Annotated in this window: 27 protein-coding genes; 18 read left to right on the top strand and 9 right to left on the bottom strand. The window is 72.6% G+C overall.

Features of this window, described 5'->3' with window-relative positions:
* Nucleotides 1-453: 453 nt before the first annotated feature.
* Both ACZ61C_RS33220 and ACZ61C_RS33215 read right to left on the bottom strand, forming a co-directional pair.
* On the bottom strand, nucleotides 454-1,611 hold the full coding sequence (locus tag ACZ61C_RS33220) for a tyrosine-type recombinase/integrase (protein WP_465311825.1): 1,158 nt from the start codon (nucleotides 1,609-1,611) through the stop codon (nucleotides 454-456).
* Nucleotides 1,608-1,976 (bottom strand): hypothetical protein, encoded by a 369-nt coding sequence (locus ACZ61C_RS33215; RefSeq protein ID WP_465311824.1) that lies wholly within the window; start codon nucleotides 1,974-1,976, stop codon nucleotides 1,608-1,610. The genes ACZ61C_RS33220 and ACZ61C_RS33215 overlap by 4 nt, the downstream gene beginning before the upstream one ends.
* 527 nt (nucleotides 1,977-2,503) lie before the next feature.
* On the opposite strand from ACZ61C_RS33215, the gene phoU reads away from it, so the two are divergent.
* Both phoU and ACZ61C_RS33205 read left to right on the top strand, forming a co-directional pair.
* Nucleotides 2,504-3,157 carry a phosphate signaling complex protein PhoU gene (phoU, locus tag ACZ61C_RS33210; RefSeq protein WP_465311823.1) on the top strand — a complete coding sequence of 218 codons (654 nt, stop codon included), beginning with the start codon at nucleotides 2,504-2,506 and terminating at the stop codon, nucleotides 3,155-3,157.
* Nucleotides 3,158-3,259: 102 nt separating this feature from the next.
* On the top strand, nucleotides 3,260-3,721 hold the full coding sequence (locus ACZ61C_RS33205) for a hypothetical protein (RefSeq protein ID WP_465311821.1): 462 nt from the start codon (nucleotides 3,260-3,262) through the stop codon (nucleotides 3,719-3,721).
* A 51-nt stretch (nucleotides 3,722-3,772) separates the two neighbouring features.
* Here ACZ61C_RS33205 and ACZ61C_RS33200 read toward each other — a convergent pair whose 3' ends face one another.
* Nucleotides 3,773-4,918 (bottom strand): hypothetical protein, encoded by a 1,146-nt coding sequence (locus ACZ61C_RS33200; RefSeq protein ID WP_465311820.1) that lies wholly within the window; start codon nucleotides 4,916-4,918, stop codon nucleotides 3,773-3,775.
* A gap of 409 nt (nucleotides 4,919-5,327) precedes the next feature.
* Nucleotides 5,328-6,287, bottom strand: coding sequence for a LysR family transcriptional regulator (locus tag ACZ61C_RS33195; RefSeq protein ID WP_465311819.1), 960 nt, complete (start codon nucleotides 6,285-6,287; stop codon nucleotides 5,328-5,330).
* A gap of 138 nt (nucleotides 6,288-6,425) precedes the next feature.
* Between ACZ61C_RS33195 and ACZ61C_RS33190 the strand changes: the two genes are divergently transcribed.
* The 10 genes from ACZ61C_RS33190 to rox all read left to right on the top strand — a co-directional run bounded on the left by ACZ61C_RS33190 (nucleotide 6,426) and on the right by rox (nucleotide 14,652).
* Nucleotides 6,426-7,226 carry an alpha/beta hydrolase gene (locus ACZ61C_RS33190; protein WP_465311818.1) on the top strand — a complete coding sequence of 267 codons (801 nt, stop codon included), beginning with the start codon at nucleotides 6,426-6,428 and terminating at the stop codon, nucleotides 7,224-7,226.
* A gap of 4 nt (nucleotides 7,227-7,230) precedes the next feature.
* The gene (locus ACZ61C_RS33185; RefSeq protein WP_465311817.1) at nucleotides 7,231-8,025 is read left to right on the top strand and encodes an SDR family NAD(P)-dependent oxidoreductase; all 795 of its coding nucleotides are present in this window, start codon (nucleotides 7,231-7,233) and stop codon (nucleotides 8,023-8,025) included.
* Between the two features lie 48 nt (nucleotides 8,026-8,073).
* The gene (locus tag ACZ61C_RS33180) at nucleotides 8,074-8,412 is read left to right on the top strand and encodes a hypothetical protein (protein WP_465311816.1); all 339 of its coding nucleotides are present in this window, start codon (nucleotides 8,074-8,076) and stop codon (nucleotides 8,410-8,412) included.
* A 195-nt stretch (nucleotides 8,413-8,607) separates the two neighbouring features.
* On the top strand, nucleotides 8,608-8,976 hold the full coding sequence (locus tag ACZ61C_RS33175) for a MerR family transcriptional regulator (RefSeq protein WP_465311815.1): 369 nt from the start codon (nucleotides 8,608-8,610) through the stop codon (nucleotides 8,974-8,976).
* A gap of 98 nt (nucleotides 8,977-9,074) precedes the next feature.
* Nucleotides 9,075-9,989, top strand: a complete 915-nt coding sequence (locus ACZ61C_RS33170; RefSeq protein ID WP_465311814.1) for an NADP-dependent oxidoreductase — start codon at nucleotides 9,075-9,077, stop codon at nucleotides 9,987-9,989.
* Between the two features lie 66 nt (nucleotides 9,990-10,055).
* Nucleotides 10,056-10,403, top strand: coding sequence for a UBP-type zinc finger domain-containing protein (locus ACZ61C_RS33165; protein WP_465311813.1), 348 nt, complete (start codon nucleotides 10,056-10,058; stop codon nucleotides 10,401-10,403).
* Nucleotides 10,404-10,523: 120 nt separating this feature from the next.
* The gene (locus tag ACZ61C_RS33160) at nucleotides 10,524-11,045 is read left to right on the top strand and encodes a MarR family winged helix-turn-helix transcriptional regulator (RefSeq protein ID WP_465311812.1); all 522 of its coding nucleotides are present in this window, start codon (nucleotides 10,524-10,526) and stop codon (nucleotides 11,043-11,045) included.
* Nucleotides 11,046-11,170: 125 nt separating this feature from the next.
* On the top strand, nucleotides 11,171-11,974 hold the full coding sequence (locus ACZ61C_RS33155) for a hypothetical protein (protein WP_465311811.1): 804 nt from the start codon (nucleotides 11,171-11,173) through the stop codon (nucleotides 11,972-11,974).
* On the top strand, nucleotides 11,971-13,137 hold the full coding sequence (gene fahA / locus ACZ61C_RS33150) for a fumarylacetoacetase (protein WP_465311810.1): 1,167 nt from the start codon (nucleotides 11,971-11,973) through the stop codon (nucleotides 13,135-13,137). The genes ACZ61C_RS33155 and fahA overlap by 4 nt, the downstream gene beginning before the upstream one ends.
* Before the next feature lie 90 nt (nucleotides 13,138-13,227).
* Entirely contained in the window at nucleotides 13,228-14,652 is a 1,425-nt protein-coding gene (rox, locus tag ACZ61C_RS33145) for a rifampin monooxygenase (RefSeq protein ID WP_465311809.1), read from the top strand.
* Between the two features lie 161 nt (nucleotides 14,653-14,813).
* Here the strand turns inward: rox and ACZ61C_RS33140 are convergent, their stop codons facing one another.
* Nucleotides 14,814-16,268 carry a helix-turn-helix domain-containing protein gene (locus tag ACZ61C_RS33140; RefSeq protein WP_465311808.1) on the bottom strand — a complete coding sequence of 485 codons (1,455 nt, stop codon included), beginning with the start codon at nucleotides 16,266-16,268 and terminating at the stop codon, nucleotides 14,814-14,816.
* Nucleotides 16,269-16,605: 337 nt separating this feature from the next.
* On the opposite strand from ACZ61C_RS33140, the gene ACZ61C_RS33135 reads away from it, so the two are divergent.
* Nucleotides 16,606-17,622: an ABC transporter substrate-binding protein gene (locus tag ACZ61C_RS33135; RefSeq protein ID WP_465311807.1), complete on the top strand. Its 1,017-nt coding sequence runs from the start codon at nucleotides 16,606-16,608 to the stop codon at nucleotides 17,620-17,622.
* A gap of 373 nt (nucleotides 17,623-17,995) precedes the next feature.
* On the opposite strand, the gene ACZ61C_RS33130 is transcribed toward ACZ61C_RS33135, so the two are convergent.
* Together ACZ61C_RS33130 and ACZ61C_RS33125 are read right to left on the bottom strand one after the other, a co-directional pair.
* Nucleotides 17,996-18,640, bottom strand: a complete 645-nt coding sequence (locus ACZ61C_RS33130) for a response regulator (RefSeq protein WP_465311806.1) — start codon at nucleotides 18,638-18,640, stop codon at nucleotides 17,996-17,998.
* A 4-nt stretch (nucleotides 18,641-18,644) separates the two neighbouring features.
* Complete coding sequence (locus tag ACZ61C_RS33125) at nucleotides 18,645-19,847, bottom strand: sensor histidine kinase (RefSeq protein ID WP_465311805.1); 1,203 nt, start codon at nucleotides 19,845-19,847, stop codon at nucleotides 18,645-18,647.
* Nucleotides 19,848-20,264: 417 nt separating this feature from the next.
* On the opposite strand from ACZ61C_RS33125, the gene ACZ61C_RS33120 reads away from it, so the two are divergent.
* The 3 genes from ACZ61C_RS33120 (at nucleotide 20,265) to surE (ending at nucleotide 22,740) form a co-directional block, all read left to right on the top strand.
* Complete coding sequence (locus ACZ61C_RS33120; RefSeq protein ID WP_465311804.1) at nucleotides 20,265-20,726, top strand: serine hydrolase; 462 nt, start codon at nucleotides 20,265-20,267, stop codon at nucleotides 20,724-20,726.
* A 29-nt stretch (nucleotides 20,727-20,755) separates the two neighbouring features.
* Nucleotides 20,756-21,667, top strand: coding sequence for a CPBP family intramembrane glutamic endopeptidase (locus ACZ61C_RS33115; protein WP_465311803.1), 912 nt, complete (start codon nucleotides 20,756-20,758; stop codon nucleotides 21,665-21,667).
* Between the two features lie 338 nt (nucleotides 21,668-22,005).
* Nucleotides 22,006-22,740 carry a 5'/3'-nucleotidase SurE gene (surE, locus tag ACZ61C_RS33110; RefSeq protein ID WP_465311802.1) on the top strand — a complete coding sequence of 245 codons (735 nt, stop codon included), beginning with the start codon at nucleotides 22,006-22,008 and terminating at the stop codon, nucleotides 22,738-22,740.
* A gap of 13 nt (nucleotides 22,741-22,753) precedes the next feature.
* Here surE and ACZ61C_RS33105 read toward each other — a convergent pair whose 3' ends face one another.
* Entirely contained in the window at nucleotides 22,754-23,476 is a 723-nt protein-coding gene (locus tag ACZ61C_RS33105; RefSeq protein WP_465311801.1) for a TetR/AcrR family transcriptional regulator, read from the bottom strand.
* A gap of 24 nt (nucleotides 23,477-23,500) precedes the next feature.
* Between ACZ61C_RS33105 and ACZ61C_RS33100 the strand changes: the two genes are divergently transcribed.
* Together ACZ61C_RS33100 and ACZ61C_RS33095 are read left to right on the top strand one after the other, a co-directional pair.
* Nucleotides 23,501-23,989: an alpha/beta fold hydrolase gene (locus tag ACZ61C_RS33100; RefSeq protein WP_465311800.1), complete on the top strand. Its 489-nt coding sequence runs from the start codon at nucleotides 23,501-23,503 to the stop codon at nucleotides 23,987-23,989.
* On the top strand, nucleotides 23,934-24,293 hold the full coding sequence (locus tag ACZ61C_RS33095) for an alpha/beta fold hydrolase (RefSeq protein WP_465311799.1): 360 nt from the start codon (nucleotides 23,934-23,936) through the stop codon (nucleotides 24,291-24,293). Before ACZ61C_RS33100 ends, ACZ61C_RS33095 begins: the two co-directional genes overlap by 56 nt.
* Here the strand turns inward: ACZ61C_RS33095 and ACZ61C_RS33090 are convergent.
* Nucleotides 24,193-26,694: an FUSC family protein gene (locus tag ACZ61C_RS33090; protein WP_465311798.1), complete on the bottom strand. Its 2,502-nt coding sequence runs from the start codon at nucleotides 26,692-26,694 to the stop codon at nucleotides 24,193-24,195. The two genes, ACZ61C_RS33095 and ACZ61C_RS33090, sit on opposite strands and share 101 nt — an antisense overlap.
* Nucleotides 26,695-26,714: the final 20 nt, after the last annotated feature.

Below are 26,714 nucleotides of genomic sequence, written 5' to 3'. Positions count from 1 at the left end.
GCTCGGGGCGGCTGGTCGCAGGAACTATTGGCGGACGACCTGGTGCACCAGTTTCGCCAACGGATCGACCTAGCGCGGGCTGACCATCGCCAGCTCCGGCTTGGGTCTGGCGCCCACGGTGAGCGCCGGTCGTCCGGCTGGTGACGTTGACCGGCGGTGCCGTCACCGAAGCCAGTCCATTTGGCGGGCCCGATCTGGTTGCCGACCCGTGGGCGGGTTCGCCAGCTTCGACCATGGGACCAGCGGAGCTGGCGATCGGTCGTTGCGGAGCTGTTTCGGGCGCGTTCGCGGCGCCGGTGGCGTTGATCCTGTCGATGGCTTGGCGGATGTAGTGCGGGCTGAGCCCGGTGGCGTCTGACAGCTTGCCTCGACCAGGCTTGCGTTCGCCTTGCTCTCGTGCGAGCTCGTACTGAGCCAGGACCTGCTCGACGGGGTCGAGGTCCGCGGGGGTAGTCACCCAGCACCTCCGAGCCGGGCGAAGTCGCCATCGCCCTCGCTCGTGGCGACCCAGCCTGCGAGAGGCGACCGGGTTGCGCGCGCGCCGAGGTCGATCGCCTCTGCTTCCAGGGTTGCGAACTCGGCCAATGGGTGCGGCTCTCCGGTGAGTGCGGACAACGCGGCCGCGACTTCGTGGATGGTTGCCGACGTGTAGGTCAATGTCACTCCGCCGCGGTCGCTCGAGGCCCCTGGGCCCGCGTGCCCGGCGTAGGCGGCCGCGACCGCGTAGCCGAAAGAGCGCTCCACCCAGGTCAGCGTCGTGTACCGCAGCCAATGCGCCGTGACGTGGAGTGTTTCGGCCCACGGCAGAATCCGCCAGATCCGGTTCCAGAACGTTTGGTAGTGGTGGTAGCGGAGCGGGGTGCCGTTGCGCAGTCGCAGTACCTGGTCATCCGGCGCGCGGCCTGGAACACGGGAGCCGATGTGCTCCAGCAGCGCGTTGAGCAGAGTCGGTGAGACGGGTTGTCGGCGGCTTTTGCCGCCTTTCTCCCGCAGCAGAACGGTGAGGTCCATCGGGTTGAGGTCGCGACGACGCAGGTTGAGCGCGCCGCCGGCGCGGCAGGCGGTCTCGCTGTGCAGCCGCAGCACGAGGCTGTCGAGGAGCGGGTCGGGGCCAAAGCTGGCGGCGGTTCCGTTGATTTCGGTGAGTTCGCGTGGAGTGAGAGCCCTTCGGCTCGTGTTTCGGTGCTTGCTGTTCTTGATGGTGGCGACCGGGCTGTCCATGAAGGTGATCAGCTTGTCGTCGGCAGCGCACCGGTAGAAGCACTTCACAGCGTCGATGAAGAGAGCCCTGGCCCCCAGGCCGGTGGAGCCCTGGGGTTTTGCTGCTGCACGCTGCTGAACCAGGTTGGCCAGCTGGTTGATCTCCGAGGCGCGAGGTTCGTCGATCCGCCGGTCGCCCCACTCCTCGACCAGCACCTTCCAGTAGAACTTCCAGGTCACGCTCGAGGTGTCCGGCGTCGTCTTCTCGACCTCGGGAGCGTACTCGGCGAACGTCGGCAGCACCTTGGGTTTGGCCAGGTCGACGACGCTGTCGAGGGAGAGACCGAGCTTGGCGAGCACAATCTCGGCAGCCGCGGCGACGGCTTGCTCGTCGATGGGTGCCGCGCTCATCGGCAGCCTCCCAGCAGGTTGGCGTCGTGATGGGGCGCGAGCAGGTGATCGAGCTCAGGCATCGTGTAGACGACGAGCGTGTCGTTGTCGGTGCTGGCGGCGAGCAAGAGGCGGTCGCCCTTGGTGATTCCGCACCTTGCGCGCATCGGTGCGGGAATACGGATCTCGCGCCGGGGCGTGAGGCGGTACCAGCCGGTTGCCGCGCGGCGGTACATCCCGACGCCGGCGCCGACGGTGGTGAGGACGAGGGTGTCGTCGACGGTCCAGCCGAGCGCGTCAACGATCGAATGCTCGCAGACGCGGCCGGAGCGATCGACGCGCGCGATCGCGTAGGTCCACGCCGCCTCATCCGGGGTCGACGGCACTTGGGCGAGCGGGGGAGGGGCGGCTGTGGTCCCTCCGCGGCGACGTTCGGCCCGAGGGGGAACGTCGGCGGGTACTAGGGCGGCAACGAGGCGCTCAGACACGGACCCACCGCCGTCGACCGAGGTCAAGCGCCTGACCGTCAGCGATCAGGCAGCTGCGGGGTGGAGCCGAAACGCCGTTTCGGTGGTGATGGGTCGCGCAAAACGCAGACTTAGCGGTCGGTCACCCAGCCTACGGCTTCGACCTGGTTTTCCGGTGCCAACGTACGCAGATTTCGGGGCTCCCGCCTGCGCTGACCGGGTTTGCCGAGGAAGTCCGGGGTCCCCGGCGGGCGCGGTGGCCAAGGTCACACCCGGCTCCCGCCGCCGCGGCCCCGCCCGAGGGCGCCGCGTGGCCGGCCGTCCCGACGGGCCTCCGGCGAGACCGGAGGAATCGACGGAATACGGCGTCCCACGCCGATGAATCGTCTGAAAATCGGTCGAAAAGCGCGGCCGCCGACTCCGCAGAACGGACTTATACTCTCTCGATGCGCGAAAAGTTCCACGGCGAATTGGCCGAGCTGGGTGAAGAGCTGAAGTTCCTGTGCCGCCTGGCGGCGGAATCGATGCGCCGCGCCAGCGCGGCGTTGCTGACGGCCGACTTGCCGTTGGCCGAGCGGGTTCTCGGCGCCGACGACGATCTCGACCGGGCCCGCGTCGAATGCGAGTCGCACGCCCAGTCGCTGCTGGCGCTGCAGGCGCCGGTCGCCGGAGACCTTCGCACCGTCCTGGCGGTGATCTATTGCGCCGAGAAGTTCGAGCGAATGGGTGATCTCGCCGCGCACATCGCCGACACCACCCGTTTCACCCATCCCGAGCGGGCCGTTCCGGCCGAGCTGGAATCCGTGTTCTCGAAAATGAGCGACACCGCGGCGGGGATGGCCGACCGGCTGGCCGAGAAGATCTCCGGCGAGTCGGCGGGCGCGTTCACCGAACTGGACGAGACCGACCAGGTCGTCGACGCGCTGCACGCCGACGTCCTGCACCGGATCACCGAGAACGAGTGGCCGCACGGCGTGCAGACCGCGACCAGCCTGGCTCTGCTGGCGAGGTTCTACGAGCGGTTCGCCGACCAGGCCGTCTCGGTGGCCAAGCGGCTCGAGTTCGCCGAGTCCGGGGACATCCCCTCGCTCCAGGGCTGAGGGGCGCGCACTTCGCGGAAAGCGCCGCACCGGCGGCGGCCGCCGCCTAGGATCGGCACGGCTCGGGCCGGAGGTGCCGGCGGAACGCCGTGGAGGGCAGGCATGACCCCCTTTGCCGTGACGACCATCGAGACCGCCCCGCGGGTGCTGCTGCTCGTCGTGGGTCTGCTCGGCCTGGTCTTTTCGATCAAGGGCCGCGCCCGGGGCGGCTCCGGACTGCTGGTCGGCGCCTTCGTCGTCCTGCTCGTCACGACGGCGGCGGGCATCGTGTGGCGGTTCGTGTCGCTGGACGCGGCGTCCTGGATCAGGTCCGGGAACCTGACGGCCGGCGACCTCAGCTTGATCTTCATGGGGGTCGCCGTCCCGCTCGACGTCGCCACCGTGCTCGCCTGGCTCCTGGTCGCGCTCGCGGTGGTCAAGAGCGGCCGCCTGACCCGGCAAGCCGCCGCGCCATACCCGGGACCGGCCGGCTACCCGATGGCCGCGCAACCCGGCTACGTCCAGCCCGGCTATGCCCAGCCTGGCCAGCCGTACCCGGGCTCGCCGACCCAGCCGCCGGGCTGACCGGAAAGCGGGCCGCCTCCCCTCGGTCCGGGGGAGACGACCCTCCCGTGCTCAGCCGCGAGCGGCGGCCACCGCGGCCGCGGCCGGCTGGCCGGTGGCCGGCGGCATCAGCTTCGGGTACTCCTTCTGGAACTTCTCGATCATCGTCGCGGTCGGGACGATCCGGTTCGGGTTGCCCTGGCTCGTCGCCTGCTTCTCACCCCAGGCGCCCGCGGCCTTGCGCTGGTCGGGGGTGCCGTGGCTGTGGAAGCAGTCGCCGATGGAGGCGTCCAGGTAGGTGACCTCCTGCTGGGTGCGGGCGTCCCACGCGAAACCCTTGGCGTGCGCGACGAAGTAGCCGCCGTAGGCGTCCGGGCCCATCTCGGCGGACTCGTTGCGCGGGTAGTTCTTGTGGGCGAAGTCGACCTGGTGGCCGTACTCGTGGCCGACCACGGACTCCACCGAGACGTCGTCGAAGCCGAGGAGGTTGACGGTGTCGAGCAGGCCGTCACCCAGCGCCACGCGCTTGCCGCCGAGGCTGTCGGCCGGGGCGGAGAACGCGTTCAGCGTGATCAGCGGGTTGCGGCCGCCCTGCAGCGCCGGCACTTCGTAGAGCACCTTGGTGGCGAGCGCGGCGGCGGCCTTCACCTTCGCCGGCGCGAGGCCCAGGGCGAAGGTCTGCGCCATCTTCGCCTGGCTGCCGAGATCGGTGCCCTTCCAGGCGACGAGCTGGATGTTCCAGCTCTCGATGTCCCAGAAGCCGCGCAGCTTGTCGATCGTGGTGGTGGCGCGCGGGGTGTACTGGCCGTCGGTGCCGAAGACCTGCGGGGTCTTGTCGGACGCGACACCCTGGACGTAGAGCTGGCTGAGCCCCGACAGCGCGTCGAGCGCCTGGCCTTCGAGCGGGGTCAGCTGGGAGGCGAGCTTGTTCGCGTAGGTCAGCAGCGAACCCTCGGTGCAGCCGGGGATCGGGCCCGCCGCGGCGCGGCTCTGGGGGCCGTGCTGCGGGATCGGTGACTCGATGAGCCGGTCGACGCCGCGCAGCGCGTCCGCGGGCAGGCCGTTGTAGAGGTCGATGACGTTCTGGTACAGCTGCGCGACGTCCTGCTCGACGGTGGCCGGCGCGGCCGCGGCCGGAACGGCGGTCGCGAGCGCGAGCGCCGCCACGGTGCCCGCCGCCGCGAGTGTCTTGCCGAGGAATCTGGTCCGGTTGGGCAAAATGGGTCCCCTCTTCGGTTCCGGTTCAAGATCACGAAGCATCGCCACAGTAGGGCGGTGGTTGGCGGCCGAACCGGCGCCGGGACAAGAACCCCGGAATGGCCCACGCCGTTCGAAGGGTTCTCGCCCTGCAGACATCGGCCGAAAGTACTAGGCGGTCCGGACGGCGTTCCGGCCTGCGACGGCGCCATGACCGGTGGGGGCCAGGCGTCCGGCGAGCGGGGACTTCGGCGGCCGCGGCCCACCGCACCGGCTGGCGCCCGGCCGTGGTGACCGTCGCCGGCGGACCGGCGGCCGACCGCTCCGCCGGACCTGCTGATCCGCTACCGCGACGGGACCACGGTCAGCGCTCGGGGAGCGCACGCCGACGATGTCGCCCAGCTCGCCGACCGGCCCGGCCGGCCGCTGATCACGCGGACGTCAGGTCTTCGGGCGGGACCCACAGCGGCGCGGTGTCCGCGTGGTCGGGGTGCAGCCACCGCCGCTGGTCCGCGGTTTCCCGCGCGACCCGCAGGTAGGCCTGGACGGCTTCCGGCTGCTCACCCTCCCGCCAGGCCAGTGACCACGCGTAGACCGGCTGGAGCTCCCGCGGCCGGTGGAGGGGAATGCCGCGGTCGGCGTAACGGCGGGCATAACTGTCGAACTCGAGCAGGTACGCGCTGTCGCGGGCGCGGCTCAGGGCCGCGTGGCAGTTGTCGAACGTGCCGGGGTTGCCCAGCCAGCGCAGGGCGAGGCCGGTGTGCTGCTCCCACGAGCTCAGGTAGCGCCCGTGCACGTTGTACAACGTCGTGCCGGGCGCGTCCGCGAAGACTTCGAGGGGCCGCTCGTGCACCGACGCGGTTTCCCGCCTCGGGTCGCCGGGCCGGCCGACCAGCCAGAACGGCTCGAGCCGGAGCAGCGTGTGCCGCCACCCGGCCGGGTGATCGGCCTTGAGGGTGGTGGTGACGCGCAGGACCGCGACGTCGAGGTGGCCCTCCAGCAGCGCGGCGAGCTGGCGGGCGCTGTCCATCTGGCTTTGGACGAGCCGGACGCCGGGATGGGCGGCGAGGAACGCGTCGGCGACCACCCGGCTCGTGTCGAGCTCGAAGATGTGGGCGATCCGCAGGTGGTCCGGGGCGGGCTCGTTCAGCATGTGGTCGGCGGTGGCCAGCAGCTGCCGGGCGAGGTGCAGGAACCGCTCGCCGCGCGGGGTCAGCGCGACGTGCCGGCTGTCGCGCACCAGCAGCGGCGCGCCGACGTCGGCCTCGAGCTTGCGGATCTGCTTGGACAGCGTCGGCTGGCTGATGAACAGCCGGGTGGCGGCCCGGCCGAAGTGCAGTTCGTCGGCGACGGTGACGAAGTACCGCACCAGCCTGAGATCGAGGTCCATCCGGGCCTTCCCGCGCACGAAGGGTGAAGCAGTGCGTCAACGATGCCACTGCGGCTATCGATGTGGACCCGACAGGTCTTGGACGCCGGGGCCGCGGGTCGTGTTGGCTTCGGGAAACCCCCCGAACTGGAGGATCCGATGGCCGACCCGGGCACCCCCGTCGTGTTCATCCACGGTCTGTGGCTGCACGCCACCTCGTGGAACCCCTGGATCGACCACTTCCGGGCGGCGGGGTACGCGCCGGTCGCCCCCGGCTGGCCGCACGAGCCCGCCACGGTCGAGCTGGCCCGGGAAAACCCGGACGCCGTCGCCGACACCTCGATCGACGACGCCACCGCGCACTTCGCCGAGATCATCGCCGGCCTCGACCGGCCCCCCGTGATCATCGGGCACTCCTTCGGCGGCCTGATCACCGAGAAGCTGCTGGGCCAGGGCATCGGGCTGGCCGGCGTCGCCATCGACCCCGCCCAGATCAAGGGCGTCCTGCCGCTGCCGCTGGCGCAGCTGCGCGCCGGCCTGCCGGCGCTGGGCAACCCCGCGAACCTCCACCGGTCGGTTTCGTTGACGGAGAAGGAGTTCCGCTTCGGCTTCGGCAACACCCTGACCGACGAGGAGTCGGCGGAGCTGCACCAGCGCTGGACGATCCCGTCCCCGGCCCGGCCGCTGTTCCAGGCCGCGGCGGCGAACTTCGTGCTGCACTCGCAGGCCCAGGTCGACACCCACCGCGCGGACCGCGGCCCGCTCCTGCTGATCTCCGGCACCGCGGACCACACCGTGCCGGACGTGGTGACCCGGTCGACGCTCAAGCAGTACCGCGACTCCACCGCCGTCACCGAGCTGAAGCAGTTCGTGGGCCGGGGCCACTCGCTCACGGTCGACAGCGGCTGGCGCGACGTCGCCGACGCCGTGCTCGCCTGGCTGCGCGAGCACGGGCTCTGAGCCGGTGGACCTCGGACTGGACGGCGCGGTCGCCGTGGTCACCGGCGCCGGCCGCGGCATCGGCCTCGCCGTCACCGAAGTCCTCGCCGGCGAGGGTGTCCACGTCGTGGCCGGGGCCCGCCACCCGGGCCCGGACCTGGACGTCCTCGCCCGGGCGGGGAAGGTGCACACCCTGGCCGTGGACCTCGGCACCGCCGACGGGCCGGGCAAGCTGGCGGAGCTGGCCCTGAGCGAGTTCGGGCGGATCGACATCCTGGTCAACAACGTCGGCGCGGTCACCCCGCGGCCGAACGGCTTCCTGCTGGTCACCGACGACGAGTGGACGCGGTCGGTGACGCTGAACCTGCTCAGCGCGGTCCGGGCCACACGCGCGGTGCTGCCGACGATGGTGACTGCCGGCCGGGGCAGCATCGTCACGATCGCCTCGGTGAACGCGATCCTGCCCGACCCCGGCGTGATCGACTACAGCGCCGCGAAGGCGGCCTTGGTCAACTTCACGAAGTCGGTGTCGAAGGAGTTCGGCCCGCGGGGCATCCGCGCCAACGCGATCAACCCGGGCCCGGTCGCGACGGACTTGTGGCTTGGCAGCGGCGGTGTTGCGGAAACGATCGCTGCCACGACGGGCGCGGATCCTGAGGCCGTCGCTGCCGAAGCCGCAACGCATGCGGTCACGGGACGCTTCACCCGGCCCGCGGAAGTCGCGAACCTGGCGGCTTTCCTGGCGAGCGATCTGGTGGCGGGCAACATCACCGGGGCGACTGTGGCCATCGACGGCGGCTACGCGACTGAAACGCACTGAGCCGGCCGCCGCGGCCCGGCACGACCGCAGACCTGACAATGTTGCAGCATGCAGAAAAGCGATGGGCCTCAGCCCGGCAACGTGACCTTCCGGTTGGCCAACACAAGCCTGCGCCCGGTGATCGAACAGCTGGGACAGCTGGAGCGGCACGACTTGTCGCCGTGGACGGGAGATCTGCCGGGACCTGCCGGTCTGTTCGAGTTCCCGCGACTGTCACGGTTCTTCACCGATGCCGACCACGATGCCTATGTGATCTACTCGGACGGACAGCTCGCGGGCTTCTGCCTGCTTCGCCCGTTCGAGGACACCGCCACATTCATCCACGCGTTTTCATCGTTCGGGCTTTACGGCGTCAAGGTGTCGGCCTGGCTGCCGCCACCGACCTGATGCGGACACGTCGGGGACGGTGGGCCATCGCCTTCCTGGAGGAGAATGCCCCGGCAGCACGTTTCTGGAGGCAGGTGACGACCGAAGTCGTCGGCGAGAACCGGACGCAGGAAACTCGCCGCCATCCGGACGGTGTCCATGTTTTCACCTTCATTCACGTCGATGTCGACCACGCACGGGCGTAGCCTGTGCGGGATGCGGATCGGCGAGCTGTCCCAGCGCACAGGCGTGAGCCCGCGCTCACTGCGCTACTACGAAGACCAGGGCCTGCTGACCAGTTCACGCTCCGACGCCGGGCAGCGTCACTATCCCGAAACCGCCGTCCAGCGCGTGGCGCTCATCCGGCAGCTGTTCGACGCGGGGATGTCCAGCCGGGTGATCGCGACCGTGCTGCCGTGCGTGGACGTCCCCGACGACCTGGGCGTCGCCGAAGAGACGTTCGCGGCGATGATGCGCGAGCGCGACCGGATCAACGCCGACATCGCGCACCTGGTCGAGACCCGGGACGCGCTCGACGTCGTGATCAGCGCCAACCGCAGGCACCGGGCCGCCTTGACGCTGTGACTCGCGCCTCAGCCGGTTGCCCCTCACATCGATGTCAGCGGTGAGGATGGCGGCAGCGCCCGGAACCGCCGGGCCGGTCCGGCGAGAGGCGGCAGGAAATGGGACAGGCGTGGGGTTTCCGCAACCATGGCGGGCCCGAAGTCCAGGAGTTCTTCGACCGTCCCGATCCCGCGCCCGGTCGCGGCGAGGTGCTGATCCGGGTCGGCGTCGCCGGCGTGAACCCCCTGGATCACCTCGTGCGTTCGGGTCTGGTCCCCGGGCTCGACGGCGGACGTCCGTTTCCCCGCGTGCTGGGCATGGAGGCGGCGGGAACGGTGCTCGCCCGCGGTGAGGACGTCGACGGGCTCGAGGTGGGTGACGCGGTCTTCGGCTTCGCCCTCACCGGCGGCGGCGCCTACGCCGAGACGACGGTGCTCTCCGCGCCGAACACCGCACGCATCCCGGCGGGCCTGTCCGCGACCGTGGCCGCGACGCTGCCGGTCGCCGGAACGACCGCCGTGGACGCGCTCGACCAGCTCGGCCTGCCGGCCGGGGCCACGATCCTCGTGAACGGGGTCGGGGGCGGGGTCGGCCTCGCCGTCGCCCGGCTGGCCGTCGCGCGCGGGCTGCGGGTGATCGGCACCGGAAGCACCGCCAAGCGTGAGCACGCCGAGGCCGTCGGGGTGCGGTTCCTCGACTACACCGCCGGGGACGTCGTCGCCGCGGCCCGCGCGCTGGTTCCGGACGGCTTCGACGGGATCGTCGACCTGGCCGGGGGTGCCTCGCTGCGGGCGGTCGCGCCGCTGTCCCGGGACGTCATTTCCGTGGGGGACATGTCCGTGGCCGAGCTGGGTGGACGGTTCGTCGAGCGCCGCCTCGACCGCGAGAGCCTGGAGCGCGCTGCCCGGCTGGCCCTGGACGGCGTTCTTGCCCCGGTGGTCACCGCGGTCCATCCGCTTTCCGACGCCCCGGCCGCCCTCGCCACCGTCGAGAACGGGCACGCCGCGGGCAAGGTGGTCGTCAAGGTGGCCTGAGAGGTGCGCCTCCCGTGCCGGCCACCGGTGGATGCGCGCCGACGGGATTCGGGGGAGACTGTCGGCATGGCCGAAATCGAGGGAATCGACGTCGCGGCGCCACCGAGCGGCACCGGGTGCGCGGAATGCCTGGCCGCCGAGGGCTGGTGGTTCCACCTGCGGCGTTGCGCCCAGTGCGGCCACATCGGCTGCTGCGACAGCTCACCGGCGCAGCACGCGACCGCGCACGCCAAGGAGAGCGGGCACAGCCTGATCCGCAGCTTCGAGCCGGGCGAGGACTGGTTCTACAGCTACGAGACGGGCGAGGCCTACGACGGCCCGGCCTTGGCGCCCCCGCAGCACCGCCCGGCCGAGCAGCCGGCCCCGGGCCCGGCGGGGCGCGTGCCCGCCGACTGGCAGACCCACCTGCACTAAGGCGGCAAGGCTGCGGGCTCAGCGAGGTCGGATGCCGGGCGCTCGCCTGGCTCGGCGTCGAGTGTGCCCGCAGCCCCGAGCAAACCAGTTTCGAGTTTGACTACTTGCTAAAGTGCCCCGATGGAAGCGGAGCTGGACTTCTGGTCCTTCGTCGAGCTGGCCAACCGCCGGCTCGCTACCGAGTACGGCTTCCGGCACCAGCTGGCCACCGAGGTGCTGCTGACCCTCAACCGGGCCTCCGACCTGGTCACCTACGACCTCGAGGCCGCGGTGCACCGGCCGCGCGGCCGGTCGTGGTCGGCGTTTCGGCTGCTGTTCGTCGTCTGGCTGGCCGGGCCCCTGGAGCCGAAGAGCGCCGCGCGGCTCACCGGGATGAGCCGGGCCGCCGTGTCGAACCTGATGAAACCGCTCGTGGCCGACGGCCTGCTCGACCGCGTGCCGGACGAGCACGACGGCCGCTCGGTGCAGCTCTCGCTCACCGCGGCCGGGCGCGAGGAGATGGTTTCGGTGTTCCGGGACCACAACGAGCGCGAGTTCGGCTGGACCGACGCCCTCACCGAGACCGAGCAGCGCATCCTCGTCATGCTGCTGGGCAAGCTGATCACCAGCCGCGCCGAGTTCGATCCCCGCAGCCGCCGGTGACCTCTTCCCGCGCCGCGGGACGGGGACTACGCTGCCCACCAGATAGTAAAAGGGTGAACTAGTTTGGCCGAAGAGGAGGAGACGACCATGGCGCAGACCGTCCCGAAGACCACCGGGCCGGCGGCATGATCCCCGCCGTCTTCGCCGGGCTGTGCGACGACGCCGCGGTCTTCCCGCCCGGGCTCGCGCCGCTGCCGGACGCCGTCGCCGCGCACGATCGGCACCGGACGGCCTGGTACACCGACCTCGTCGGCCCGCTGGTCGTCGCCGCTCCGGCGCTCGCGGCGCTGAAGGACGTGCTCAGGTCGCGGGAGACGCCGTTGCCGCTCGCGGTGACGCTGCCCGGCGGGCCCGCTCAGCTGGCCGGGGTGCTCGACGCCGTCCCGGCGCTGCCGGTCGACCTGCGGGCGCTGGAAATCGCCGTGCCGGACGGGATGGGCCCCGGCGAGGTGCTCACCGCGATCGCGCCCGCCACCGCCCCGGTGTACGTCGAGATCCCGCGTGACGACCGGCGCGTCCCCCTGCTGGCGGCGCTGGCCGGGACGCCCCACCGGGCCAAGTTCCGGACCGGCGGTGTCCGCGCCGAGCTGTACCCCGACGAGGCCGAGCTGGCCGCCGCGATCCGGGCCGCCGTCGAGGCCGGCGTCCCGTTCAAGGCCACCGCCGGCCTGCACCACGCGCTGCGCAACACCGATCCCGAGACCGGGTTCGAGCAGCACGGGTTCCTCAACCTGCTGCTGGCCGCCGGCGCGCCCGAAGACGCCGAAGCCCTGCTCGCCGAGCGCGACGGATCCGTTGTCGCCCAACGGGTTCGCGATCTGGACGTGGCCGCCGCCCGGGCGCGCTTCACGTCGTTCGGCACCTGCAGCGTCAGCGACCCCCTGACCGAGCTGGCCGAGCTCGGCCTGCTGCCCCGAGGAGAGGCATGACCACGATCGACATCCCCGCCGGCTCGCCGTTCGGGACCGACAACCTGCCCTACGGCGTGTTCACCGTCGGCGGTGACACCCCGCGGGTCGGCGTCCGCGTCGGCGACTCCGTGGTCGATCTCGCCCTCGCGCTGGGCGACGACGTCTTCGCCGCGCCGTCGCTGAACCCGTTCATGGCGCAGGGACACGGCCGCTGGGTCGCCGTCCGGGAGCGGATCACCGCGCTCGTCACCGGAGACGTCCCGGACGCCGCCGTGCACCCGATCGACGCAGTCGCGACGCACCTGCCGATCGAGGTCGCGGACTACGTCGACTTCTACGCGTCCGAACACCACGCGTCCAACGTCGGACGGCTGTTCCGCCCGGACGCGGAACCGTTGCTGCCCAACTGGAAGCACCTCCCGGTCGGCTACCACGGCCGCGCCGGGACGGTGCTCGTCTCCGGCACGGACATCGTGCGCCCGAGCGGCCAGCGCAAGGGGGACCCGGCGCCGGTGTTCGGCCCGAGCACCCGCCTGGACATCGAGGCGGAGCTGGGTTTTGTCGTCGGCACCGGCACCCCGCTGAACACCCCGATCGCCCCGGACGACTTCGCCCGGCACGTGTTCGGCGCGGTGCTGCTCAACGACTGGTCGGCGCGCGACATCCAGGCGTGGGAGTACGTGCCGCTGGGCCCGAACCTGGGCAAGAGCTTCGCGACGTCGATCTCCGCGTGGGTGGTCCCGGTCCTGGCGCTGGAGGCGGCGCGGATCCCGCTGCCCGGCCAGGACCCGGAACCGCTGCCGTACCTACGGGAGAGTTCGCCGTGGGGGCTCGACGTCGAGCTGGTCGTCGAGTGGAACGGCGAGGAGGTCAGCCGCCCGCCGTACCGCGAGATGTACTGGTCGCCGGCGCAGATGCTGGCCCACCTGACGGTCAACGGCGCGTCGTCCCGCACCGGCGACCTGTACGGCTCGGGCACGATCTCCGGCCCGGAGAAGCACCAGCGCGGCGCGTTCCTGGAGCTGAGCTGGGGCGGCAAGGAACCGCTCACGGTGAAGGGGGAGGAGCGCAGCTTCCTCCTGGACGGCGACGAGGTCGTGATCACGGGCACGGCCCCGGGCGCGAACGGCGGCCGCATCGGTTTCGGTGAGGTCCGCGGCCGCGTTTTGCCCGCCGGCTGAGCCCGAGCCGGACCGTATATCGCTTGCGGCCGGACCCGGGGTGCCGGACAGTGGGCCGCCGATGGCAGGACCTGCGGAAACGGGTGGTTCATGGTCGATGTGATCATTGCCGGGTGCGGGCCGGCCGGCGCCATGCTGGCGGCCGAGCTGCGGCTGCACGACGTGCGGGTGCTGGTGCTGGAGAAGGAACCCGAGCCCGCGTCGTCGTTCGTGCGTGTGGTCAGCCTGCACATGCGAAGTCTCGAGCTGATGGCGATGCGCGGGCTGCTGGACCGGTTCCTCGAACGCGGCCGGCAGCGGCCGGTCGGCGGGGTTTTCGCCGCCATCGCCAAACCCGCGCCCGCGGACCTCGGTTCCGCCTATCTGCTGGGCATTCCGCAACCGGTTGTCGACCGGCTGCTGGAGGAGCACGCGACCGAACTGGGCGCCCAGCTCCGGCGCGGCTGTGCCGTGGCCGGGCTCGAGCAGGACGACGAGGGGGTGACCGTCGAACTGGCCGGCGGGGAGCGGCTGCGGTCACGCTATCTCGTCGGCTGCGACGGCGCGCGCAGCACGGTGCGCAAGCTGCTCGGCGTCGGCTTTCCCGGCGAGCCCTCGCGGAACGACACGCTGATGGGCGAGCTGGAAGTGGGGGTGCCGCCGGAGGAGATCACCGCGAAGGTGGCCGAAATCCGGGAGCGGCACCGGACGTTCAGCCTCGGGCCCTTCGGCGGCGACGTCCACCGCGTCGTGGTCCCCGCCGTGGGAGTCGCGGAGGATCGGGCGGAGCCGCCCACTCTCGAGGACTTCAAGGAAGCGCTGCGCGCCATCGCCGGCACGGATTTCGGGGTGCACTCGCCGCGCTGGCTGTCCCGCTTCGGTGACGCCACCCGGCTGGCCGAGCGGTACCGGGTCGGGCGGGTGCTGCTGGCCGGCGACGCGGCGCACATCCACCCGCCCGCCGGCGGGCAGGGCCTGAACCTGGGGGTGCAGGACGCGGTCAACCTCGGCTGGAAGCTGGCCGGGCGGATCCGCGGCTGGGCGCCGGAAGGCCTGCTGGACACTTACCACGCCGAGCGTCATCCGGTCGCCGAAGCCGTCTTGGAGAACACTCGCGCCCAGGTCGAGCTGGCGTCGGCGGAACCGGGCCCGCGGGCCGTGCGCCGGCTGCTCACCGAGCTGATGGACTTCGACGTGGTGAACCGGCACCTGATCGAGAAGATCACCGCGATCGGCGTCCGCTACGACTTCGGCGCGGGTCCGGACCTGCTCGGCCGCCGCCTGCCCGACGTCGAGCTGAAGCAGGGCCGCCTCTACGACCGGCTGCGCCGGGGCCGCGGCCTGGTGCTCGACCGCACCGAACGGCTGACGGTCGAAGGCTGGGCGGACCGCGTCGACCTCATCGCGGATCCTGCTGCGGCACTGGACGTCCCGGCCGTCCTGCTGCGCCCCGACGGGCATGTCGCGTGGATCGGCGAAGACCGGCAGGAGCTGAACGAGCACCTCGCCCGCTGGTTCGGCGAGCCCGTGGGCTGAACTCCGGGCCACCACAGGCATCGGGAGAAGCACCGTGACGATCCCCCAGGCACCGTCACGGTGCTTCCCGGAGCGAACCTAACCGCCGGCCGCGTTTCGCGGCGAGTCGCAGAGTGCACAGTGAGGCGCCGCCGCGGTTTCCCGGTGACCAGTGACGCGGGCTAGGGCGAGCCGAGCGCCCGCAAAGCCAGCCACAGCTCGTGTTTGGCGCTGGGCAGGTGCAGCAGGGACCGCCCGAGCGCCTGCTCGATCCGGGCCAGCCGCTTGCGCGCGGCCGGCGCGGAGATGGCGAGGGCCGTCGCGGTGGCCGGGAGCCGGGTGTCGGCGCGCAGCCAGGCCCGCACCGTCTCGAGGCCGGCGGGTTCCAGGGGACGGACTTGGGACCGGGCCCAGACCGCCGCCGCCGGGGTCGCCAGCAGCGCGTCGAGGGTGCTCGGCCGGTCCGCCCCGGCCGCGGTGGGCTGCCGGGCGTGCAACCGCAGCGCGAGCCACGCGGCCGACTGGTCGGGAACCCGGGTGAGGTCGACGCCGAGCAGCTCGTCGAGCAGGCGGACGCGGGCCGCGAGGGTGTTGCGGTGGATTTTGAGGTGCCGGCTCGCGCCGCTGCCGAAGGTGAGCCAGGAGGTCAACGTCGCCAGGAGCTCCTCGGCGCCGGGATCGGCGCGCCGCGCGGGGGTGTAGGACAGGCACGGCGTCAGAAACCCCGCCGCCCAGGCGTATCCGGCGCCGCCGAGGAACGGCGTGAGGTCGGTCTGCCGGTCGAACCGGGCGAACCCGCCGGGCACCCCGCGGGCCACCGCCAAGGCGTGGAACGCTTGCTCGTAGCCGATCGCGGTCTCGCGCAGCGGCATTTCCTCACTCGCGCCGATCCGGGCCTCCGGGGCGTGTTCGGCGATCAACCGGCCCAGGGACCGGCCCGCGCGGCGGTCGCCCTCGGCCGGCACGAGCGCGATCAGGTGGTGGGGCTGGACCGGGCACGGCACGATCCACGCCCGCCCCCGCGCGAAACGCTCGATCCGGTCGGCGACCCGGTGGCGGCGCCCGCCCGGGCACTCCACGACGTAGACACGGGAAAGCTCGGCCAGCCGCGGCCCGAGGGTCCCGGCGATCCGTTGCGCGGCCGCGACACTGCCGACGATGAGCAGGTGCAGCACGGCTTCGCGGCTGTGCGCCATCGCCACGGCGACCCGCCCGCGGGTGTGCTCGGCCTCTTCCAGCCGCAGGCAGAGGTCCAGCACCCGGGCGGCGTCGGTGAGCAGGACACCGTGCGGGCGCGCCGAGGGGCCCGCGACCATCAGGTGCGGCGGATCGTCCGCCGTGCCGACGCGGACGAGGTCGAGGGTGCCCGCTTCGTCGTCGAGGACCGCGGAAAGCGTTCCCCGGCGGCGCATGCCGGCCAACGCGGTGACGGCCGCGGCGGGGACCGGGGGACGCGGCCGGTCGGCCGGCGCGGCCAGCACCCGGCCGCCGGCGCCGAGCAGGGCCACCGAGCCGCCGGTCCGCTCGGCGAGCCGGCCGAGGATCGCGCGCACCGCGTCGGGACCGGTGGACAGCCGGACGAGCGCGGCCAGGTCTTCGGCGCGGCCGGATGCCGGCGTCGTCCGGACTCGGCCCACTCCTCGACCACCCTTCGGTTGTAAGGGCTTTCACGGTAGCCCCCGGGGCGCCGGAGCACCGAAGCCGGTGTGCCGGGCCCTGTTCCGCTCGATCCCACGATCCCGGTGGCCGCTTTCCGGGAAATCGTCGGCGGCAGTTCTTTCGACACGCAGATTCGTAAAAAGATCTCGCTCCCGAACGCCCGAATGGAGATCGTGGATCAAGGATTCGCGCTGTCATCTTGGTGAACTCCCGGTTTCGTGGAACATGATCGCATTGTCAGCCGCTGTGACGGTGCCTACAGTGGCCAGCTTGATTCGGTCCACCCATCGGCACTTTTCGCCTAAGGAGCAGGCCTTGCCGGGAATCGCCAGTAACAGTGATCGGGTTCTGCCTCGCCGCGCCGCCATCGGGCTCGCCGTCGCCGCCGTCATGGCCGCCACCGGCTGCGGCGCGCTCGGCATGAACGCCTCGAACGCGGCGGCGAGCGGCAGCGGCTTGGAAAAGCCGACGCTGAAGGTCTCGATCCTGCCGACCACGGACCTCGCGCCGTTCTGGCTGGCCCAGGACGAAGGCTACTTCAAAGCCGAAGGTCTCAGCGTCGACTCCGTGGTCGCGGCGAGCGGCCAGGCCTCGCTGACGAAGGCGATCTCGGGAGAGGCCGATATCGCGTTCTCGACCTACCCGCCGTTCTTCATCGCCCGCAGCACCGGCGCCGCCGACATGCAGCTGGTCGCCGACGCGACGTCGGTCAACGCGAAGTCCAATGCGATCGTCACGGTGCCGAATTCGCCGGTGAAAACGATTCAGGACCTGGCCGGGAAGAAGATCGCGATCACGGCCAAGAACACCGCTTCGGATCTGCTGACCCGGTCGGTGATGCAGGACCACGGCGTGGACTTCGGCAAGGTGAAATGGGTCCTGATCCCGCTGCCGAACATCGCCGCGGCCCTGCAGCAGGGTGAGGCCGACGCGGCCTACCTGCCCGAGCCCTACATCACGCAGGCCGCCAAGACGGCCGGCGCGATCCCGGTGATCGACATCAACACCGGTGCCACGCAGGACTTCCCGCTCACCGGCTACGGCGCGACGAAGACGTGGGTGCGGGAGCACCCGAAGACCCTCGCCGCGTTCCAGCGCGCGATGCAGAAAGCCACCCACGCGGCCACGAACGACCGCGCCAAGGTCGAACCGCTGCTCGTGCGGTTCGCCAAGATCGACGAGGACACCGCCAAGCTGCTCACCCTGCCGGGCTACGGCTCGAGCCTGGATTCGCGGCGCCTGCAGCGGGTTCCGGACCTGCTGCTGCAGCTCGGCGCCATCCCGCGCCCGATCGACGTGAACGCGATGATCGGACCGCAGGCCGTCGGCTGACCGCGGCCGGTCAGCGGTGCCCGGCCCGATCCCGGGCCGGGACGAGGGCCGCGAGTTCGGCGGGGTGGGTTCACCGCCGGGCTTTCCCCGCCCTGCGCAAGGAGAACCGGTGCGGTGACCGGGCCAGGTCGCTCGGTGTCCAGCGGTTCGTCGCCGGGATTTCGGTGGTGAAGAAGAAAACGGCGCCACGTTACGCGCGGGTGAGCCCGGCCGCGCCCGGTAGCGCTTCGGTCAGCGGCGGTTTCGACAACACCGGCTACGGAGATCGAGCACGGCGGCGGCGTGGGCCGCGCGGCCGGTCATGCCGATCGGGCCGCCGGGCGGGACGGGCCCTGGAGATGTTCCTCCTGCTCAGCGCACGCGCTGCTGCGGATCAAGCCTTGAGGTAGGCCAGGACGGCCAGCACCCGCCGGTGGCCGGCGTCGGAGGCCGGCAGGCCCAGCTTCGCGAAGATGTTGCCGACGTGCTTGTGCACCGCGCCGTCGCTGACCACCAGGAGCTTGCCGATGGTGCTGTTCGCGTGGCCCTCGGCCATCAGCTCCAGCACCTCGCGCTCGCGGGGGGTCAACGCCTGCAACGGGTCGTCGGCGCGGCGGCGCACCAGCAGCCGGGCGACGACTTCGGGGTCCATGGCGGTGCCGCCGGCGGCGACCCGCTCGAGGGCGTCGAGGAAGTCGGTGACCTTCCCGACGCGCTCCTTCAGCAGGTAACCGACCCCGCCGGTGCCGTCGGCGAGCAGTTCGGTGGCGAACCCCTCTTCGACGTGCGCGGACAGCACGAGCACGGCCAGGCCGGGCCAGCGCCGCCGGGCCTCGACGGCGGCACGCAGGCCTTCGTCGCGGAACGTCGGCGGCATCCGGACGTCGACCACGGCGACGTCCGGCAGGTCGCCGGCCAGGGCTTCCAGCAGGTCTTCGGCGTTGTCGACGGCCGCGACGACCTCGATGCCTTCGGCCCGCAGCAGGTGGGTCAGGCCCTCCCGCAGGAGGGCGTCGTCCTCGGCGATCACGATGCGCACCGGGTCATGGTCCCGCAGGGATCTCCACGTGCACCGCGGTGGGTCCGCCGGGCGGGCTGTCCAGCCGGGTCACCCCGTCGAACGCGGCGACGCGGTGGCGGATCCCGGCCAGGCCGCTGCCGCCCGCCTCGTCCGCGCCGCCGTGGCCGTCGTCGATGATTTCGAGGACGACCCGGTCGTCCTCCGCGCGCAGGCTCACGGTGATCTGCCGTGCCCCGCTGTGCTTGACGGCGTTGGTCAGGGTTTCGGCCACGACGAAGTAGGCGGCCGCTTCGACCGCGGCGGGCAGGCGCGGCAGCGGCCGCTCGTCGAGCTCGCACGGGATGGCGCAGTGCGACACCAGCGAAGCCACCGCGCCGGACAGCCCGCGCGCGGCGAGCACCGGCGGGTAGATGGCGCGGACGACCTCCCGCAGCTCGGCGAGCGCGTCGGTGGCGGCGGTCTGGGCGGTGAGCACCAGCGGCAGTGCCGTGGCCGGGTTGCGGTGCAGCGCCCGCTCGACCATGCCCAGGTGCATCACGACCGCGACAAGCCGGTTCTGCGTACCGTCGTGGAGGCTGCGCTCGATGCGCCGCAGCTCGGTGCCGTGCGCTTCGAGCGCGGCCGCCCGGGTCGCGGTGACCTCGGCGAGGCGTTCGACCAGGGAAGCCCGGGGCGGCGCGAGCTTGTCCGCGCTGAACCGCGCGTACCACCGGGCCAGCGACGGCACAAGCAGCAACAGGGCCGCGTACCCGGCCGCGGTGAGCACCGCCCAGCCCGCGCCGCCCCAGGAGTCCACCGCGAGACCGAGCGTGGTCGAGACGCCGGGGAAGAGTGGCCAGACGGCGGCGACGACGAGGTTTTCGAGCGTCCCGGTGACCGCTCCTATCGCCACCATGCCCGCCAGCAGCCCGGCGGTGGCCTGCAGGGCGAGCCACCGCAGGTTCCGGCGCGTCTGCGGGCTCCCGGCCACCGCGACGAAGCCGCCCTCGACGGCGGGTGGCGCGGGGACGGGCGCGCGGAGGAACCGGCCGACCCGGCGGCGTTCGGCGTCCGCGAGCCGCCCGGCGCCGTGCACCACGGACGGGAACAGCGGCAGCGTGACGACCAGCGCGACCGTCACGAACAGGCCGAGGAAGAGGAGCAGGGCCAGCAGGCCGGTGCCCGCGGTGACGGCGAGGAACCGCCACGCGCGCAGCTTCGGCCGCGGGGTCGCGGGTTCGGTCACGGTGAGCGCTCTCCTGGTGGACGGGCCGGGTCGCCGCCCAGGTTAGGGGGCGCCCGTGGGCGCGAACCATCCCACGGAGGGGCCTGCGGGGGTGGGGGCGGGTCCCCCCCCGAGCCGGTCACTGGCGGGATGTCCGTGCCGGCCCGGTTCTCGCAGGATTCGGTCACCGCTCGCCGGAGCACCGGCCGGGCCCGAACCCCAGGAGAGCACCGATGAGCCGTCCGCCCACCACCCAGTCCCCATCGGCCGCCGGCCGGGCCGTCAAGACGGCCGGCACGCTCGTCGCCCTGTGCGCACTGGCGGCGGGAGCGACCACCACCGCCGCGGCGTCCAGAACGACCTCGACACCCTGGTGCGCGCCGACGGTTTCCCCGGCGCGCTCGCCGCCGTGCGGGACCGCGGCGGCCGTTCCAGCACGTGTACACGAGTGCGCGCACCCTGCTCGACCTGGCCCTGACCAAGCCCGCGACCTTTGCGCCCGGCACCGGCTGGTCCTACAGCAACACCACCTACATCGTCGCGGGCCTGCTTCTCGAGAAGGTCTCCGGCCGGCCGCTCGACGTCACCGACCTCGACGGGTCGTGGGCCGGAGCCGCCGGTCAGATGGTGTCGACACCCAGTGACCTCAACGCCTTCTACCGCGCGGTGCTCGGCGGCCGGCTCCTCCCGCCCGCGCAGCTCGCCCAGATGCGCACGACGGTCGAGGCGCCGGGCTTGCCGCCCGGCTCGGGCCACGGCGGCACCATCTTCGGCTTCGAGGTCTTCGACGGCGTCACCGAAGACGGCCGCGCGGCCACCGTGGCGGTCACCGCCCTGCCCCAGCGGATCGACCAGGCCGAGCACGTCGCGAAGGTCGTCGACGACGCCCTTTGCCGCTGACCGAACCCTTGAAGCGAAAGGAAAACCCCGTGGTACTCCCCGACGAGAAGGTCCACTCCGCCGCGCGAGGCGTCATCGCCCGGCACCCGTTGCGCAGCTTCTTCACCTTGGCGTTCGCGCTGAGCTGGCTCGCCTGGATCCCGTACATCCTCTCGGAAAGCGGCCTGGGCCTCGCGCCGTTCGACTTCCCGGTGCTGCTGGGCACCACCCAGGTGCTGGGTGTGCTCCCCGGCGCCTACCTCGGCCCCATCCTGTCGGCGTTCGTCGTCACGGCCGTCGCCGAAGGCCGGCCCGGGCTCCGGCGCTGGGCCGGGCGGCTGCTGAAGTGGCGGGTGAACCGGCGCTGGTACGCGGTGATCATCCTGGGGGTCCCGGCGGCTCTGGTCATCACGAGCATCCCGTTGTACGGCACCGACATCCACTTCCCCTCCGGGGCGGTGCTGCTGGCCTACCTGCCCGCGCTCGTGTTCCAGCTGATCACCACCGGGCTGGCCGAAGAACCCGGCTGGCGTGACTTCGCCCTGCCTCACATGCAGCCGCGGTTCGGCCCGCTGCGCGGCACCCTGATCCTCGGGGTGCTGTGGGGCGCCTGGCACCTGCCGCTGTTCCTGACGGACTGGGCGGGCGCGGACGTCGGCTGGTACACCCCGATCGAGTTCGTCGCGTCCGCCGTGGCCTTCAGCATCGTGATGACGTGGGTCTTCAACCGCACGGGCCAGAGCCTGCCGCTGGCGATGATCCTGCACACGAGCGTGAACAACTTCTTCTCCGTCGCGTGGACCGAGATCTTCCCGGCGGCGCGGGAGGCCAACGCGAGCCACGTCCTGCTGGTCTCCTCCACCGTCGCCGCGGCGATCCTGCTCGCCGCGACCCGGGGCCGGCTCGGGTACCGGGCCCGGGAAGCTGATCCACTGGGACGGCAGCAGCACCAGGCCGAGTGAGCACGCCGCTGCGGGCCATCTGGCGGAGGTCGAAGTCCAGGCCGCCGAGCTTGGCCAGGTCGCCCAGCACGAACCGGGCGCCGAGCAGCACGATGCCGACGCCGACGAGCAGCAGGAGCCCGGGTACGTACCGCAGGACGGGGATCGCGGTCAGCCTGCCGCGCTGATGCGAGGCGACGGCCTAGGGTCGGGTTCGGGCGTCATGGTTGCGGGACGTCAGGCGTGGCAACGTGTCCTGGCCCGCGCGTCCAGGAAGTGGGAACTGGCCCAGATCCTCGTCGCGGCGCAGAGTGAGCCGTGACGCCGGTGCGCCGACAGAGTCCGGAGGAACTGTGAGAGTGCTGGTCACCAACGACGACGGGATCGACTCGCCGGGGCTGCACGCCCTGGCCCGAGGCGCGCTGGCGCACGGCTGGGAGGTCATTGTCGCGGCGCCGGCCGAGGAGGCGAGCGGGACCAGTGCGGGCCTGACCGCCGCCGGCAGCTTCCGGCGGATCGCGGTGGACCGGCGGGAGCTGCCGGATCTCGGGGCCGTCCCGGCGCACGCCGTCGCCGCGCACCCCGGGCTCATCGCGCTGCTGGCCGCGCAGGGCGCCTTCGGGGAACCGCCGGCCGTGGTGCTCTCCGGGGTGAACCGCGGCGCGAACGTCGGCCGCGCGGTGCTGCACTCCGGCACGGTCGGGGCGGCGCTCACGGCGTCGATCAACGGGGCCCGCGCGCTGGCGGTCTCCCTCGACGTCGGCCTGGACGACGGCGCCGGCACCCACTGGGACACGGCGGTCGCCGTCGCGTCCGGGCTGTTCGACCGGCTCGCGAAGGCGCCGGCCGGGACGGTGCTGAACCTCAACGTCCCGGACCGCGCCGACGCCGGCGAGCCCGAACGCGCGACCCTCGCGGAGTTCGGCGCGGTCCGAAGCCGCGTCGAGGATCCCGGGGACGGCACGGTCGCCCTGACCGCGGTGCTGGTCGAAGGCGACTTGCCGCCCGGCAGCGACGCCGCGTTGCTGGCCGCGGGCCACTCGACGGTCACCGCTCTGCGTTCGGTGGCCGAGGACCCCGACCTGGTGTTCTGACGAGCGGCGTCCGCTAAGCCCGGTCCGCGCGCAGCCCGGCGAGCACGTGCTCCAGCCCCCGCCGGAACGTCCGTTCGGAGCGGTCCTCGGCGTGCGGTGTCTCGGCTTCGAGCATGATCCGGCTCAGGTGCGGGTAGTCCCCGCTGCCGATGATCGTTTCGCCGTACCGGGCCTGCGCCGCCAGCCAGGCCGGCATGTCCTGGCTGGAGCGCCGGCTCGCTTCCCGCTCGGCCAGTTCGGTGCCGACGTGCCCGCGGACGAACGTCAGCAGCGTGCCGACCTGGGCCAGCACCTCGTCGGGCCCGAGGTCCGGCGCGGCCGCCGCCGCGTAGGTCGCCTCCAGCCAGGCCAGGCCGTTCGGGCCCAGCACCGGCCGGGACCTCGGGAGGGCGGCCAGCCACGGGTGCGCCAGCACGAGCGCGCGGTGCGCTTCGGCGACGGCCCGCAGGTCGGCCTGCCGGTCGCCGGTGCGGGCCGGGGGTTCGCGCTCGCCCATCGCGCGGTCGGCCATCAGCTCGAACAGCTCGTCCTTGGTGTCCACGTACCGGTACAGCGCGGTCGGGCCGGTGCCCAGCTCGCCGGCGACCCGGCGCAGGGACACCGCTTCGATCCCTTCGGCGTCGGCCAGCCGGATCGCGGCGTCGGCCAGGTCGGCCCGGCTGTGCGCGGGACGCGGCCCGCGCGTGCCGCGTTCGGGACGCAGCCAGATCGGGGGCCGCACGGCGGCTTCGGGCATCGGCGGCTCCAGATTGGGGGACCCATGCGGGACTACCGCACGGAGACGGCCGCTTCGGCCGACGGCACGGTCATCGGCTACCGGACCCTGGGCCGCGGGCCCGCGGTGCTGCTGGTGCACGGGGGGATGAAGGCGGCCCAGCACCTGATGGACCTCGCCGCGGTGCTGGCGGACGCGTTCACCGTCCACGTGCTCGACCGGCGCGGCCGCGGGCTCAGCGGTCCGTACGGCGCGGACTTCGGCGTCCGGCGTGAGGTCGAAGACCTCCAGGCCGTGGCCGCGGCGACCGGGGCGACCCGCGTCTTCGGCCTGAGCTCCGGCGGGCTCGTCACCCTGCGGACCGCTCTCGAGACGCCGTCGATCGACCGGATCGCGCTGTACGAGCCGCCGCTGTCGGACGACGTCGGCGATGGTCACGGCGTTGAAGGGGCTGGGGACCGAACCGTGGTTCGGCCGGGTGCCGCGTCCGGTGCTCGTGCCGTTCCTTTCGGCCGGCGCGCGGTTCCTGGGTGACGCGGCCGGGGACGGCGTCCCGATCCCGGAGCTCGTCCCCACGATCGGCCACGACATGCGGGTGGTGCGCGAAATGGCCGACACCGCACCGGACTACGCGGCACTGGACGCGCAGGTGCTGCTGCTCGGCGGCGGCCGGAGCCCGGCCTACCTGGGGCAGGCGCTTGCCGAGCTGGCCGCCACCCTGCCGCACTCCCGCCGGGTCACGTTCCCGGAGCTGACCCATGAGGGCCCGGAGGAGGACGGTGATCCACGGCGCGTGGGTGCCGTGCTGCGGGAGTTCTTCGCTGAGCCGGTTTCCTGAGCTGGCCCGGCTTCGCGCAGCGTGCCGGGTGCGGCGGGCCCGGGGTGCGGGCCGCCGTCAGCCAGACGTCCTGGACCACGCCGCGGCCCTGGCCGGCGAGCACCGTCGAGGCGGCCGGGCCGTGCTGGTCCGCCGCCGTGATCAGGACGTACGAGCCCGCCTGGGGCGCTTCCAGCGTGAAGGCGCCGTCGGCGGCGGACGTCGCCCGGGCGGCTTGACGGCCGCGGGCGTCGACCAGCGTCAGGGTCGCGCCCGGGAGTGTCGAGCCGGTCGCGCCGTGGACCCGGCCGGAGATCCGGGTGACGCACGGCGCGGCGGGCTCGGCGAGCTGGCCGGGTTCGTCGCCGGTGGCGATCTCGTGCAGCAGGCGGCGCAGGTGCAGCAGCTCGAGCAGCACCGGCTCGTCGTGAGAGGAGCAGTGCCGGGAGAGGGCGGCCTCACCCAGGTCGAGCAGCGTCGGCAGGTCCGACTCGCCGGGGTCGGCGACCTCCGCCGCGACCGCCGCCAGCGCCCGGGCGGGCCCGGCCAGCGACCGGTCGGTCACCCGGCCGCGGCGCAGGGCGGTGACCAGCCGCCGGGTGTGCTGGACCAGCGTGGCGGCCAGCGTCAGCCGGTGCCGCGTGGTGCGGGACCCGCCGCCCCAGGGCACCGCGGCCACCAGCGGCGCGGCGACCAGCCGCAGCTGGCGCAGGTCGTTGTCCAGGACGCGGGCGCGGGCGTCCAGGTCCGGGGTGCCCGCGTGCCCTTCGATGCGATCCGCGACGGTCTCCAGCAGCTCCGCCAGCGTGCGCGCGAGGGCGCGGTGGGCGGTGCGGACGGTGTCGCGGGTGCTCAGCGGCGTCAGCACCAGGCCGACCGCGACGCCGACGGCCGCGCCGATGGCCGTCTCCTCCAGCCTCAGCACGAGCAGGCCGGGGGAGAACTCGTTGAGCACGCTGTAGAGCTGGCTCACCATGATCGTGACGAAGAAGATCATGTACGCGTACGACAGCCGCTGCAGGTAGAACCCGCAGAACATGCTGCCGACGATCACCGCGAGCACGGCCGCGGTGTGCCCGGCCGTCAGGTGCGCGAGCGCGATCCCGGCGCCGAGCCCGACCAGCGTGCCCGCCACGCGGTTGACCGACTTGAGGAACACCTCCGAGCGCGTCGCCGTGCCGGTGAAGGCGACGAACGCGGCGATCACGGCCCAGTAGTACCGCTGCTCCGACAGCAGCCGCCCGAGCACGATCGCCAGCCCGCCCGCGACCGCCACCTGGACCGCCTGCCGCGTCGTGAGATCCAAGCGGCGCAACGGGTTCCACGCGCCGCCGCGCGGTTCGACGTCGCCCGCCGCGGCGGCCGAACCGGGCAGCGCGCCCATCGCGATCGTCACCGCGGGTTCGAAGTCGCCGGTGTCGGCGAGGCCGTCCCGGTCGGCGCGGCGGACCACGGCGAGGTAGTCGGTGACCGCCACGGCGACCAGCCGCACCGGCGCGGTCCCGGCCCGCCCGAGGAGTGCTTCGGCGGCCCGTCCGGCGGCCGGGTAGTCGTTGCGGGCGAACAGGTCCAGCACCCGCGCCGCTTCGGCGGCCAGGTCCGGCCGGGTCTCCGGCTGCGTGCACGCGGTGACGATCAGGTCGATCGCGAGCTGTGCGTCCATCGTCGTCCGCCGGACCGAGGCCGCGGAGACGTCGCCGGGCAGCACCGGCACCTCGGCCGACCAGGCCTCGATCATCAGCGCCGACTCGGCGAGCCGCGTCTGCGCGGCGTGGACGCGGCGCACGAGCCGCTCGTCCGGGCCGCCGTCCAGCAGGCTCGCGCAGAGCCGGGCGACCGCGCGGGCCCGGGCGCCGAACGCGCGGCGGGTGCGGGAGAGCGTGCGGGCGGGGTTGTCGCGCAGGAGGGTCAGCGACAGCAGCAGGACCCAGGCACTCGCGATGACGACGGCGACGAGCATCGCGGGCAGCCCGTCGAGCGTCGCGTGCAGGAACGCCGCGAAGAAGTAGCCCATCCAGACCATGAAGCCGTAGAAGAAGAACGGGATCCCGAACCGCCGGACGAACACCGCGGCGAACATCACCACGACGAACACCGCGAGCATCAGGTCGGTGTGCGGCGCGACGGCGATGCCGGCCGCCATCCCGAGCCCCATCGCGACGGGGAACAGCGCCGCGGTGCGCACCTTCGGCCACACCGCCGTGCCGCTCAGGGCCATCGAGCCCATCATCGCGGTGATGGCGCCGAGCAGGACGGTGACCAGGGTGGCCTGGGCCCCGGCCCCGGTCAGCTCGGCGAAGACGTACTCGACCGCCAGCCCGGTGGTCATCGCGACGGCCGCGGAAACGGCGCTGCGCAGGCGGGTCAGGCCCGGGTCCGAGCCGAGCACCTTGTCCCTGATCCGGTGAACCGCGTGTCCCATCCGAGTGAGGTTTCCTCCCG

The organism is Amycolatopsis sp. NPDC104587, assembly GCF_055583645.1.
Note: the sequence above shows the minus strand (reverse complement) of the source record. Positions and strands in the feature narration are given on the sequence as shown.